Source organism: Sorangium sp. So ce375 (assembly GCF_051473855.1).
Taxonomy (GTDB): domain Bacteria; phylum Myxococcota_A; class Polyangia; order Polyangiales; family Polyangiaceae; genus Sorangium.
In genome coordinates this window covers 8120999-8133903 of record NZ_CP150335.1, presented here as the reverse complement: position 1 = coordinate 8133903, position 12905 = coordinate 8120999, and the positions used below count along the sequence as shown (strand labels likewise).

The following is a 12905-nucleotide window of genomic DNA, read 5'->3' as shown; positions in this document are numbered from 1 at the left end:
ACCCGAGCGCTCACGGCCGCGTGGCCCGCGGCTCGCTTTCGCGGAGGGCCATGAGGATCGCGACGATCATCGCCGCCGTGTTCATGTCGTCCTGCGTGGTCCAGCCAGTGGCCGAGATCACGGAACCGGAAGAGACGCTAATGCGGCAGCCGAGCCGCGCCTCAAGCAGGTGTGCTTGCTCGCCCGCAAGCGACAGCGTTCTCGCGAGATGTTTTGTCGTTTCGCGTGCCCAAGTTGGCTCAAGAGGCAGTGCTGGTCCGCCGCGAATCAGGGCGGGCGGGAATGGACGAACTTCTGCATCAACAACTTCCACTGACGCCAGCGCTGCCCTATCTACCGGGCATGCACGACGGAAACGTGGTAGCCTCAAGGCATCTGGACTTCACGCCGAATGATGGGAGCTTCACGCGCAAGGTTCGCATCCTGCTCAGCAGGCCACACAGTCCCGTTCATCGAGAGAACGAATGGATCGTTGACATCGAGATTGAGGAGTCGTTCAAGGCTCCGGTTCTCGACTACGCGATTGGCTCCGATCCGTTCCAGGCGCTGTTCTTGGCGATGTGCAAGGTGGGCGACCTGCTCAAGCCGTGGCGCGACGCGGGTGAGCTCAAATGGGGCGACAGCGCCGACCTTGGTCTGCCGTCACTGATCCACCCGACGGCGTAATCCTGCTTACCCGTTCAGCAATCCGCCCACTGAACGCCCAACGGGCGCTGCCGAACGGGCGTGGGTTCCTCCGGCTGGTCGGCGGCGCGCCATCTGCGCCTGTAGCGCCTGCGCCCGCTCCGGAGCCGCCTCCGTCAGAGCCGCCTGCTCCGAAGCCTAGGCCGATGAGGCAACTAAGTTTTTCGACTTGGAACAATGATGTAGCGCAATAAGACCAGCGGCCTACGCGCCGTCAGCGGCCGCGGTCTCTTCAGGGAAGTCCGGATTGCGGTGCAGACACCCACGCAGATCGGCCATTCGAGACAGGATGGCAGCATGGGTGCTAACTTGATTCTTTGAGGAAAGTTCTCGGAAATCTATAAGACTGTGTGGTTGGCGGTTCAAAAGACCCCACCTTCGGCCGAAGTACACCACCATCCGGCAGGAGGCGTCGCGAAGGGCCGTGCAGAGAGCCCGCTGCGCTGGCCCAGGCGAGTCCGATCTTCAGAAGCTGACGCGCAGGGTCGCGCTCGTCGGGCCGACGAGGAGCTCGGGGGCGTGGACCGACACCTTGTGCGGGATGTCGTCGCGCACCCAGACGCGCTGGTTGGAGACGAGGCCCGCGACGAGCAGCGTGAAGCCGGTCACCTGCGTGAGCCCGTCGAGGAGGAGAATAGCGGCGGCGGCCTGGCCGTCGTCGTCATCGAAATCGACGTCCTCGCCCGTGCCGAGCGTGATGAACGGGCCGCCCACGGGCAAGAGGAGCGGCGCATAGCCGGCGCTCCCGCTCTCTCCCTCGCTGAGGATGGTCCCGGCCGTCAGCGCCGTGAGCGCCCACGCGCTGCCGAGGACGATCGCCCCCGCGACCACGAGCCGGCGGTTCATCTGCGTCTCGAGGCGATAGCCCGCCGGCCGGAGCCCGCCTTCCGTGAAGGTCAGCGTCCGCGGCGTGCCGTAGATGGCGGACGGCGCGTACGGCGCGTACGGCGCGTATCCGGGCGGCGCCGCATAGCCCGGGGGTAGCGCGTATCCGGGCGGCGCTTCGCCAGGCGGCAACGGATGTCCGGGCACCGACAGTGCGTATCCCGGGGGCGGCGCATAGCCCGGGGGCGGCGCGGATCCCGGAGCTGGCGCGTAGCCCGGAGCTGGCGCGTATCCGGGCGGCGGCGCGCTCTGCGCGGACGGGGGGGCGTCGCTCTCCGCCGTAGCCGGCGCTGAGAGCGCGAGCGCGCCGAACAGCGCGGCCATCGAGAGGACGGTGCGGATCGCGGTCACGTGCGTCTCCCTTCGGGGTGAGGGCTGTCGGCGCAGGGGCGCCGGCTCAGAATCGCCATCGGAGGCCAGCGGACGACCCGCCGATCGAGACCGAAGGCCAGCGGGACGCGGCGCGCCCGGGGTCGCGCGAGCTCACCGTGAACTGGCGCTCGAGGTAGACGTCCTCGTGCGCGAGGCCGGCGGCGTACAGGAGGAGCCCGCCCATCTGGGTCACGGCGTCCATCGTGAGCCAGAAGAGGCCCGCGCCCTCCGCCTCCATGGTTGCGGCGGCGATCATCGGGCCGGCGAACGGGATGAACAGCGGCCCGAACTCGTCGAAATTGTCGTTATCGAACGCCGCGACGCCTGCGACCGTGAACGTGAGCGCGTACGGGATGCCGAACGTCAGCAGCCCCGCCGCGACGAGCTTGCGGTCCGACCTGGTCCGCAGCGCGTAGCCGCGCGGGATCGGGTCCCCGTCTTCGTACGCGATGGTCCGCGGGTTGGCCCACGGCGGGAGCGACGGCGGCGGCAGGTAGTAGCCCTGCGGGAGGGCCACCAGCGCGCCGCCCACCGGAGCGATCGGGGCGGGCGCGGGAGCGATCGGGGCGGGCGCGGGAGCGATCGGGGTGGGCGCGGGAGCGATCGGGGCGGGCGCGGGAGCGATCGGGGTGGGCGCGGGAGCGATCGGGGCGGGCGCGGGAGCGATCGGGGCGGGCGCGGGAGCGACAGCGGCGGGCGACACACCCGGCGCGGCGGGCCTCGCCGCCGCGTCGCCGCGCGCCGGCTTCTGCGGCGCGGCCTGCGCCTGCGCGGCCGCTGGCGTAGCGAGCCCGAGCAGCGCCGCGAGCACCGCAGCGGCCTGCGCGCCCCAGCGGCGCGGCGCGCGGAGGCGGCGCAGCGGTACGATACTCCCTTTCGTTTGCCCGATCGGCATGCTGGCTCCCGTCGCGCTCACGCGACGACTCCAAGGAACTGCGGGTGGCTTCGGTGCAGCGAGGCCAGGATACGCGGACTGTCCACGAACTCAATCCGCCCCGACACCGCGGGGGGCGCCGCGCTGGAAGCCCCGACACTTGCCAGCGGGTCGCCGCTCCGGCCGCACGGTGGGCCGCATCTCGGCCACGGGCTGCACGCCGGACGGGGCGCGCGTCGCCGCGAAGGCCGCGATGGCCCGCCCCTCGGCGCATGCTGGGCTGCCGCTCCCCAGGTCCCGACGGTGCCGGCGCGCTCCTCGCCGGCCAGCGCGACACAAGCCGTCGTCGCGCGTGGCCTGCGCGGCGCCGTTGCCCCACAGCGACGATTCATGAGCCGCCCGCGACTCGTGGTCCAACTGCGCACCTGGGACAACCCTGACGGGTAAACGCTGTATGCTCTCATGTGCTCCGGCTCAGCTCGCCACCGTCGCATTGGGCGCTACGATGTTGCCTGATCAATGGTGATGCCGCAGCCGCGCCCATGGCGAGCTCGGCAGAACCCTGGCCTTCCATGACATGGCGGCAACGACCGCCCGCGGAGGAGCGAAGCGATGACAAGAACCTTATTCGTGGTGTTGGCGTGCGCGGCTGCCGCGTTGAGCAGCGCGTCGTGCGGAGGGACGGACAAGGGCAATCGGGCTACGGGCAGCGGAGATACGGGCAGCGGAGATACGGGCAGCGGAGATACGGGCAGCGGAGATACGGGCAGCGGAGATACGGGCAGCGGAGATACGGGCAGCGGAGATACGGGCGGCGGAGATACGGGCGGCGGAGATACGGGCGGCGGCGCCTCCTCGGGGACCGGCGCGCAGCCAGGGCCCGGCCAGCAGTTCTCCGTCGACGCGCAGGGCGGCACCTTCACCGCGGACGACGGATTCACGATCGACGTGCCGCCGGGCGCGGTGAGCGAGGACACGGTGATCACCATCGAGCGCGTCGAGGGGGCCCCCGAGGGCGCGGTGGGGCCCATGTACATCCTCGGTCCGGAGGGCCACTCGTTCGACAGGCCGATCACGCTCACGCTGCCCATCACCGTCGAGCTCAGAGCGGAGCTGGGCGAAAACACCGTCCTCGGCGCCTATGGCTTCACCGCTCAGAAGGGCTCGGACGATTTCGCGCCGCTCGCGCGACACGACGTCTCCAGGGACCGCGTCGTCACGGAGACGGACCGCCTCTCCAGGATCTATCCCGGGATGATCCTGGCGACCCCGATGGCGAGCCTGCACCGCTACCCGAGCGCGCTGGCCGCCGACGAGTCCTTCCTTTACTTCGCGAGCGGCGGCACCGAGGACGTCGCGACCGGGGACAACAACGACGGGTTCATCTACCGCGTGAGGCCGGGCACCACCGAGGCAGAGGCGATGATCCCCGCGGATCCCGATCCCAAGGCGCTGTGGGTCAACGGCTCCCACGTGTACTGGGCGAGCGGCGGCGACGATGATCCGGTGATCCCGTCGGCGATCCGGCGCGTCGACAAGGCGAGCCTGGAGGTGGAGACGCTGGCCCAGGTCGGCTACGTCGTGAGCGTCATCGGCGACGCGTCGGCCATCTACTTCGGCGACGGCGACGGCGAGAGCATCTACACGATGCCGCTCGACGGCGGCGAGCCGGTCGTCCTCGCGTCCGACGCCGGCAGGCCCGCGTACCTCGCGCAGGACGCCGAGAACCTCTACTGGACCGGCGGCGCGGCGACAAACAAGGTCTACAAGGTGGCGAAGTCGGGCGGGGAGGTGACCGTCATCGCCGACAACGAGGCCGAGCCGGCCGGGATCGCGGTGGACGCGGCGTTCGTGTACTGGGCCAACGCCGGCGACGGCGGCGTGTTCAAGGCGCCCATCGCCGGAGGGCAGAAGACCTTGGTCCATCAGGGGAGCTCGATGTCGGGGCTGGCCCTGCGGGGCTCTACGCTGTTCTCGACGGACACGCGCGGGAACCGCAGCGTCAACGCGCACGATCTCGAGAACCATAGGACCGTGCTGCTGGCGTTCGGACAGCCCGTCGCCTGGCGCGTCATCGCCCCGGAGGGGCAGGGCGTGTTCTGGTCCAACGCCGGCGATTACCGCTACCAGGGTCAAGTCCTGTCCTACCACGCTCCTTGAACGTCCGTGTCCGGGCGCGCGAGCGGCCTGCGCTCCTCCTGCGCGGTCGCTCCGGGGCCCTGTGTCAGGAGCGCGAGGCTCCTGCGCAGCCCCGCGCGTGTCCTGCGCGTCCGACCTCTCAGGGCACGCGCTTCATCGTGATGAAGTCGGTCGCCATGCCGTCGACGATGGGCTTGAGCTTGAGCACGTCGCCTTCGCAGCGGTACTCGAAGATGGTTCCAGGGCGGTCCATGCCAGAGAAGGCGTTTGTCGCGGGCACGGGCATGTCGCGGCCGGCGAGCGTGGCCTTCGTCTCGACGCGCAGGCCGCTCATGTCGGCGCGCGTCGTCTTCCAGCGGCCAGGGCCCGCAGGCTCGAATTCCGCGCTCGAGCGGCCGTTCATCTTGACCGTGATCTTCAGCGCCATCCCGGCCGTGGGCGCCTCGAACACGTTCTCGACGCCGCCCTCGCTCGTCTCGCACACGTAGCTGCCGCGCTCGTTGCCGCTGATCGTGCAGATGTACTTCCCGCGCTCGCTGACGACGCGCGCACCCGAGGAGTTGCGCGCCAGCGTCTCGAGGAACAGATCGGCGTAGTCGTATTCCCACTTGCCCGCCGGACAGCTCCCTGCCGGCGCCACGGCGGCTGCGCCGATCGGGGCAGGCGCAGCCGGGGCGGTCGCGGTCGCGCTCGCGGACGGAGCCGCGCTCGTGGACTCGGAGCGGTCGCAGGCTGCGAGCGAAGCCAGCGACACCAAGGTGAACGGGATCACGTGCGGACGTGCCATGCGGCGAGGGTACGCGCCCAGGCGCGCAGTTGCACGCATCAAGGCGCGGAAGCGGGAACCGCGCCGGAATCCATCGGCGCCGTCGGCTCGGGATCCACCATGCGAAGCATTTCACACCATCGGCCGAGCGTTTGGCGTTGATTTCGCTCGAACCGGGATCAGCGCGCGGCCGGCCCGATCGAGCGTAAACCCACAGGGTTTCTGAATCATTGCTGGTGAGGTCGTCGAGGGCGTGGCGCTCAGGCTTGGGTGAACATCAGGCAGGGGAGGATGCCAGCTCGTGCCGCGCAGGAGGCGGCCAAACCTTGGATGGAGCTTGACAGCCCCGGGCGGTTCCGTCTGTCGTGGGGCAATGCGTATCCTTGCCGCCCTCCTTGCCACATTCGTCCTCGCCGCGTGCACCACCGCGGCCACCCCGCCGGTCACGGCGCCGCAGCCCTCGGCGTCCGCGCCCGCGACGTCGCCCGTCCCCGCGGCCGAGCCGCCGGCGAGCGCGCCTGTCCCCGCCGCGCCCGAGCCGGTCACACAGACCCCGGCGTGCGCCGGCAGGGTCGACAGCCCGCCCGCTGGCGCCGAGCCGGTGAACGAGCCGGCCCCCTCGTTCGCCATCCAGCCGGCAGGGAAGGGCGCCCTCTGCGATGGACGGGTCTTCACGGTGAAACAGCCTTTCACGGTCTACCGTGTCTTCACAGCCCGATACGAGAACACGGAGAAGGCCGGGCCGACCGGCGCGTACTGGACCTTCCAGAGGCCCGGCGGTGCGCTGGAGGCTTATCGGAGCGCCTACAACATCTGCGTCGAGTGGAACGACCTCGACGCCCTCAACGAGTGCCAGGTCGATGTCGGCGCCAGGATCGTGCTGGGCCCCGGTCAGAGCGCGGAGTGCCCGGGCGGCACGAAGTACGCAGCGTCCGCGGCCAATCAAGTGCTCATCATCAGAGGGCAAGACGGCAAGGTGCCTGTGAGCGCCTGCAAGCAATCGACGATCGCCTGGGGCAAGTGACCGGCCAGGATCAGCGCGCGCCGGAGAGCCTCGCGATGAACCCGCGCGACTCGGGATCGCTCTCGCTCCCGAGCGGCCCGTTGAGCCCGTCGAGGGTGAGCGTGCCCGTCATGGCGCCTGCGACGTAGACGGGCCCGCCGAGCGCCCCGTCCACCGCGACGACCCGGAGGGCGACGGCGCCGGCTCCTTCGACCTTCGCCGCCGAGATCAGGTTGCCCTGGGCATCGAGCCGCATCAGAAACCCCGCCCGCTTCTGGGACGTCGTGAGGCTCCCGGTGCTCCCCAGCGCGAGGGTGCCCGTGAACTCCCCGGTGACGTAGATGGCGCCGGCGGCGTCCACCGCCACGCCGGCCGCGACCTGGCTCTCCTTGTCGTCGCCGAACCCGCGGCTCCACACAGCGCCCTTCCTCGAGACGCGCGCGACGAAGAAGTTCTCCGTGTCCCCCGCGTCGGGCAACGCCGGGCAGCCGTCGCCGAAGTCGACCGACCCGCGGTACGAGCCGGCGATCACGACGTCGCCGCCCGGGAGCAGCGCGGCGCCATGCTGAGACACAAGCTGATCCCCCGCGAGGTTCAGCGGGGTGACGTCCACGAGAGCGCCGCTGATCGCCGCGTAGCGCGCGACGAAGACGTCGCGCTGCTCCGCGGCGAAGGGGGTGTCCCCACCGAAGGTGACCGCTCCGTCGAGCGACTCGTAGTCGCCCACGACCGTCACGACGTTGCCGCCTGCCCTCGGGTTGACGGGGAGCGCCTTGACGGCCACGGCGGCCCGCGGTCCGAGGCGGTGTTGCCACTTGCACGCGCCGTCCGTCGGGTAGAGCGCGGCGAGCAGCGCCGACTCCGCCGGGACGCTCTTCAGCTCGCACGGGCCGAAGCTCCGGCCGGCGTCCGTCACGTCGACGGCGAAGACGACCGCCTCGGAGCTCGCCGCCATGGCGCGCGCCGTGGTGCCGTGCTGCGCGTCGAGGCTGAACGCCCACCCGCACCGGCCATTGGCGTCGAGCGCCGCGAGGAAGCTCGTCGTGGTGTTGGTGGCGACCAGCGCAGGGCCGACGCGGCACCCGTCGAGGAGCCCCCCTGGCAGCGTGGTGGACCCTGCGGCCTCCCCGGCCACATAGGTGGTGCCGCCGCCCGTGGCCAGGTGCAAGCCCCAGATATCGTTCGCCGAGAGCCCGTACCGGGAATCGTTCTCCCCGGCGGAGCTCCACTTCCCGACGCTGAAGCGAAAGGCCCCGCTGTCGAGGACGTCGGTGACGACCGCGGTCAACGCGCCGTCCGACGCTGCGAGATCGCCGACATCGAAGCCGATCGTCTGTCCCCAGCTGGCCGATGGCTCGACGATGCTCCCCTCGGCGTCGCTGCACGTCGGACCCCCGCCTCCGCTGCCGCCGTTGCCCCCACCGCCGCTGTCGCCGCCGCCGTTGCCCCCACCGCCGCTGTCGCTGCCGCCGTTGCCCCCACCGCCGCTGCTGCCGCTGCCGCCCGCGCCCCCTTCGCCCGCGCCCCCTTCGCCCGAGCCTCCGGTGCCGGGGCCTCCCGAGGAGGCCGCGCCCGCGCCGGACTGCGACGGAGCCAGATCGCCGACCTCCAGCCCGATGAGCGCGTTGCAGCCCCCCGCCACCACGGCGAGCAGGCAGGCGCAGGACACGACGGATCGGATCGCTCCAGGTTCGGGTCTCATCGGTCGGCTCTCCGTTGCGTGGCACCCTCGACGCCGCCATCGAGGCAGCGCGGGCTCAATGGCATGCCCTGATGTAGTCATTAAAGGTGTATTTGGACATGCAGAGCGCGCTGCAGGAGCCGAACGGGCCCCGGTTCCCGCAGGCGACCTCCGTCAGAAACACGCTGTTCCCTGCGGTGCAAACGAGGCCGCTGCAGGTGATCGAGCGGAACTCCGCCTCCTCCTCACCGCTGCAGTCGTAATCGAAGCTGCGTCCCGGAGGGATCGGCGTGTCATAGAAGGTGCTGGGCTGGTTGGGGTGGACCAAGGGGTTGCCGTCGTTGCAATCGTCGCCGCCCTCGCACGCGATCGACAGATAGCCGTCCTTGTCGGCGTCGCAGTCGACGGTGCCGCCGCCGGAGCCGGAGGTCGCCGAGCTGGAGGTCGCCGAGCCGCCGCCGGAGCCGGACGTCGCCGAGCCGCCGCCGGAGCCGGAGGTCGCCGGGCCGGCGCTCGCGCTGGAGGTCGCCGAGCCGCCGCCGTAGCCCGTCGAGCCGCCGCCGTAGCCCGTCGAGCCGCCGCCGGAGCCCGCCCAAGCGCCGCCGGAGCTCGCCGAGCCGCCGCCGTTCCCGCCGTCGCCGGAGGTCACCGCGCCACCCGAGCCCGCCGCGTCCGAGGGCGCAGCACCGGTGCTCCCCGACTCCGTGGTGCCGCTCCCGCCGGCCACGCCGGTGCTGGAGCGCTCCGTGAAGGTGGCGTCGGGGAATCCACAGCTGAGCCCGGCGGGGAGGGCTAGGCAGAACCAGAAGAGGCGGTGAAGCGAGCGCATCCTCTCATGGAAGCTTCCGGTCCCCCATTCGTCAACCCGGGCTGGAATGCGCGCGGCTGCGGTCCGGTCGCAGGCTCCGTAACGTCGTGCGGAAATGTCATGAGCTGCTCGCGTGGTGCGCTGACGTCCGCGCGCGGCGCTCACGGCAACCCCTTCACCCGGGCGATGAACCCTTCGCCCGGCGCCGCGCTGGCATGATCGCTGGGGACGAGAGGGAACGTCCCCGTCTGCTCACCGGCGATATAGAAGGGATCGCCGAGCTTCGCGCCCGGCGCGACCGACCACACGCCCACGGTGCCGGTGCCCGCGAACGCGGTCGCCGAGAGCACGTTGCCGCCGGGACTGAGCACGATCAGAAAGCTTGAGAGCTCATCCGTCCCGGCCGTGAGACGCTCGCCGTTCTCCAGGGCGATCTCGCCCTCGAGCGTCCCCGCCATGTAGATCGCGCCTGCGCCGCCCACCGTCAGGTTGACGGCCATCTGATCTCGCTTCTCGTCGCCGAATCCACGGCTCCAGACGACTCCCTCCTTCGAGACGCGCGCGACGAACGAGTTCTCCGTATCTCCTGTGGGGGGCAGGAGCGGGCAGTCGTCCTGGAAGCCGAAGGACAGCCCGGTGTAGGTGCCAGCGACCACGACGTCGCCGCCCGGGAGCATCGCGGCGCCGTGCCGCGCCGCCGCCTGGGTCCCAGCGGCCGTGAGCGGGGTGAGGCCCGTCAGGACGCCGTCCTCGAGCCGGAAGCGCGCCACGAACAGGTCGCGATCCGGCGCGAGGGGGAGCGTTCTCCCCTGGATTTCGAGCGGCCCGTCCAGCGCATCGTAGTCGCCGACGACGAGCACCTCGCCGGTCTCCGGCGCGGCGAGGACCTCCGCGACGTGTACGGCCGCGGAGGATCCGAGCGCGCGGCTCCACCGGCACTTGCCGCCAGCGTTGAACATCACGAGGTCTGTGACGCCGCGCTGGTCGGCGGCCCCGAGGACGCACCCGTCGGTGGTCGCGCTCGTCGCCCCCGATCGCGAGACGGCGACGACGACGCGGTCGGCCGTCGCCGCGAGCCCGAGCGGGCGGGTGCTGAACTCGGCGTCCACGCTCCAGGCCCACCTGCACTTGCCCAGCGCGTCGAGCGCTATCAGGAAGCTCGGCTTGCGGCCGGTGTCCGCGCTCGCGCTGGCGGTGCACCTGCCGCCCGACGCGAGCAAGGTGAGGGGTGCCTCCGACCACCCGGCCACGTAGGCGAGGTCCGAGGCGATGGCCAGGTGCTCGGCCGAGACGCTGCCCAGCATGTCGCCGGTCGCCATCCCGTACGCGCTCTCGCGGATCCCGGATGAGCCCCACCTCGCCACGGAGAACCCAGTCCTGTTCTTGCTGGGGTCGCTGGCGAGCCCCCGGCTCTCCTTGATGAGCGCCGTCACCTCGCCGTCTCGCTCCGCGATGCCGACGACCGCGAGGCCGGACTGCGTGCCCCACTCTCCCGAAGGTGGCTGGACCGCTCCCTCGCGGGCGTAGCTGCAAAACGCCTCGTCCTCGCCGCCGGCGCCGCCCTCGCCGGCGCCGCCCTCGCCGGTGCCGCCCTCGCCGGCGCCGCCCTCGCCGCGGCCGCCTTCGCCTCCTGCGCCGCCGGCGGACGCGCTCGCCGCGGTCGCGCCCGCGCCGCCCGCCGAGGTGTCGAGCTCGCCGACCTGGAGCCCGATGATCGCGTTGCAGCCCCCCGCGGCCGCGGCGATGAGCAGCCCAGCGCCGAACATGGGTCGAGTGCTCCTGAGATAGCGCTTCATCTCCCGTCTCCCGGTGGCGCGGCGCCGCCGCGGCCGCCAGCGAGAGCTCTCGCCTCGCTCGCCACCATGGACTTCATGCCGAGCGCGGCTCCAGGAGTCGAGGGGCTTCCAGCGCGCCCCCCACCGAAAGGCGCTCGCTCTCCGCCGTCAGCCCTGGGCCGGAGCGCGCGCCGCGGTGATCCGGTCGCGTCGCCCGATGCGGGGGGCGGGGCGTCGAGCGCTCAGGGCCCGGGGCGCCGGACAGCGGGGATCACCGCACGCCCGGGAGCTCGGCGACGAACCCGCTCCCCATGGCATTGGTGAGCGGCGGGTCGCGCCCGATATCGAGGGTGCTGCCCAGCTCCCCGCCGAGATAGAGGGCGTCTCCAGGGGCCGGGCCGGGCGCGGCGGCCCACACGTAAGCGTCGCCCGTCCCCTTCAGCTCGGAGGCGGAGACGACGTTGCCGCGGGCGTCGAGCACGATCAGAAACCCGACCATCGGATCGGCGTCCGCCGCGGGAGCGATGAGCTTCCCGCCGTTCCCGAGGTCGATCTCGCCCTGGTAGTTCCCCGTCACGTAGATCAGGCCCTCGTGGTCCACCGCCACGCTGGCGACCCACTGCCGATGGCCCGCGTCGCCGAACCCGCGGCCCCAGACCACGGAGGGCCCGGAGACGCGCATGACGAAGAAGTTCTCCATGTTTGGCGCGTCCTCGTCGGGCGCCGGCGGGCAGCCCTCGCCGAAATCGAGCGAGCCGGAGTAGGAACCGACGATCACGACGTCGCCGCCCGGGAGCAGCGCGGCCCCGCGCTGGTCCACGTCCTGACGTCCCGGCAGGGGGAACTCGTCGACGCCCTTGAACGCCCGCTCGGTCAGCGCGAAGCGCGCCACGAACACATCGCGATCCTGCGAGGGGGGGAGCAGCGCTCCCGCGAAGACGAGCCCCTGCGCCGCCTCGTAGCGGCCGATCGCCAGCACCTCGTCGCGCGCCTCGTCGACGACGAGCTCTCCCACGGTAATGGCCGGCGTCGGGCCGAGCGGCATGGCCCACAGGCAACCGCCTGCCGCCGGATCGAGCGCGGCCAGCCCCACCGAAGCCCCCGTGCTCGTGCTGCCCGTCGCGAAGGTGCAAGGGCCCTCGCTCGCGACAGGCCCCTTCACCGAGGCGGCGATGACCACCGCGCCCGGCGCCGCCGCGAGGCCGAGCGGGGTGGAGGTGGCGCCGCCGTCCGGCGACCACGTCCACCGGCACTGGCCCTTTTCGTCGAGCGCGGCGACGAAGCTCGGGTGAGCGAGCGCGCGCCCGCTGACGAGGCACCCGGAGGACGCGCCGGGCAGCTGGGTGCCGTTGTCCGACCACCCGGCCAGATACGCGAGCCCCTGGCTCATGGAGAGGTGCGTGGCCTTGATGGTGCCGGTCAGCAGATCTTTCGCCGTCAGCCCGTACCCGTCGTCGCGGGTGCCGCCGCGGGCCCACCGCGCGACGGAGATCGCGTCCTTCTCGTTGACGATGGCCGTCACTCCATCGCTGTGCGCCGCGACGTCGGTGACGTCGAGCCCGACCGTCGCGCCCCAGCGCGCCTGCGGCCCGCGGACGGCGCCCTCGCGATCCCCGCTGCAGAACGGCAGCTCGCCGCCGCCCCCGGCGCTGCCGCCCGTGCCGGCGCCGCCGCCGCCGCCAGAGCCGCTGCCGTCGCTGCCACCGCCGCCCTCGGCCCCACCGCCCGTGCCCGCGCCGCCCGTGCCCGCGCCGCCCGTGCCCGCGCCGCCCGTGCCCGCGCCGCCCGTGGAAGGGTCCAGCTGGCCGACCTCGAGGCCGATGAGCGCGTTGCAGCCGCCCACGGCCGCGGCCACGAGCAAGGCGGCGGAGGACAGGGCTCGGATGCTCCTCTGATCGCGCTTCTCCACCTGGGCCCC

The 12905-nt window shown here is 71.9% G+C and carries 10 protein-coding genes; 3 read left to right on the top strand and 7 right to left on the bottom strand.

The window, feature by feature from the left end; all coding sequences use genetic code 11:
• Positions 1–282: 282 nt before the first annotated feature.
• Complete coding sequence (locus tag WME90_RS30040) at positions 283–666, top strand: DUF6968 family protein (RefSeq protein WP_437275447.1); 384 nt, start codon at positions 283–285, stop codon at positions 664–666.
• 483 nt (positions 667–1149) lie between these two features.
• On the opposite strand, the gene WME90_RS30035 is transcribed toward WME90_RS30040, so the two are convergent.
• Positions 1150–1920: a hypothetical protein gene (locus WME90_RS30035; protein WP_437275446.1), complete on the bottom strand. Its 771-nt coding sequence runs from the start codon at positions 1918–1920 to the stop codon at positions 1150–1152.
• A gap of 46 nt (positions 1921–1966) precedes the next feature.
• A complete protein-coding gene (locus WME90_RS30030; RefSeq protein ID WP_437275445.1) occupies positions 1967–2857 on the bottom strand; it encodes a hypothetical protein in 891 nt (296 codons plus the stop codon).
• A 570-nt stretch (positions 2858–3427) separates the two neighbouring features.
• Here WME90_RS30030 and WME90_RS30025 point away from each other — a divergent pair.
• Positions 3428–4975, top strand: coding sequence for a DUF5050 domain-containing protein (locus tag WME90_RS30025; protein WP_437275444.1), 1548 nt, complete (start codon positions 3428–3430; stop codon positions 4973–4975).
• A 118-nt stretch (positions 4976–5093) separates the two neighbouring features.
• Here the strand turns inward: WME90_RS30025 and WME90_RS30020 are convergent, their stop codons facing one another.
• Positions 5094–5741 (bottom strand): hypothetical protein, encoded by a 648-nt coding sequence (locus WME90_RS30020; RefSeq protein WP_437275443.1) that lies wholly within the window; start codon positions 5739–5741, stop codon positions 5094–5096.
• Positions 5742–6093: 352 nt separating this feature from the next.
• On the opposite strand from WME90_RS30020, the gene WME90_RS30015 reads away from it, so the two are divergent.
• Positions 6094–6744 carry a hypothetical protein gene (locus tag WME90_RS30015; protein ID WP_437275442.1) on the top strand — a complete coding sequence of 217 codons (651 nt, stop codon included), beginning with the start codon at positions 6094–6096 and terminating at the stop codon, positions 6742–6744.
• A 10-nt stretch (positions 6745–6754) separates the two neighbouring features.
• On the opposite strand, the gene WME90_RS30010 is transcribed toward WME90_RS30015, so the two are convergent.
• The 4 genes from WME90_RS30010 to WME90_RS29995 all read right to left on the bottom strand — a co-directional run bounded on the left by WME90_RS30010 (position 6755) and on the right by WME90_RS29995 (position 12896).
• Entirely contained in the window at positions 6755–8425 is a 1671-nt protein-coding gene (locus tag WME90_RS30010; RefSeq protein WP_437275441.1) for a hypothetical protein, read from the bottom strand.
• A 55-nt stretch (positions 8426–8480) separates the two neighbouring features.
• Positions 8481–9233, bottom strand: a complete 753-nt coding sequence (locus WME90_RS30005) for a hypothetical protein (RefSeq protein WP_437275440.1) — start codon at positions 9231–9233, stop codon at positions 8481–8483.
• A 140-nt stretch (positions 9234–9373) separates the two neighbouring features.
• Complete coding sequence (locus WME90_RS30000) at positions 9374–10978, bottom strand: hypothetical protein (protein ID WP_437275439.1); 1605 nt, start codon at positions 10976–10978, stop codon at positions 9374–9376.
• A gap of 280 nt (positions 10979–11258) precedes the next feature.
• Positions 11259–12896: a hypothetical protein gene (locus WME90_RS29995; protein WP_437275438.1), complete on the bottom strand. Its 1638-nt coding sequence runs from the start codon at positions 12894–12896 to the stop codon at positions 11259–11261.
• Positions 12897–12905 lie beyond the last annotated feature (9 nt).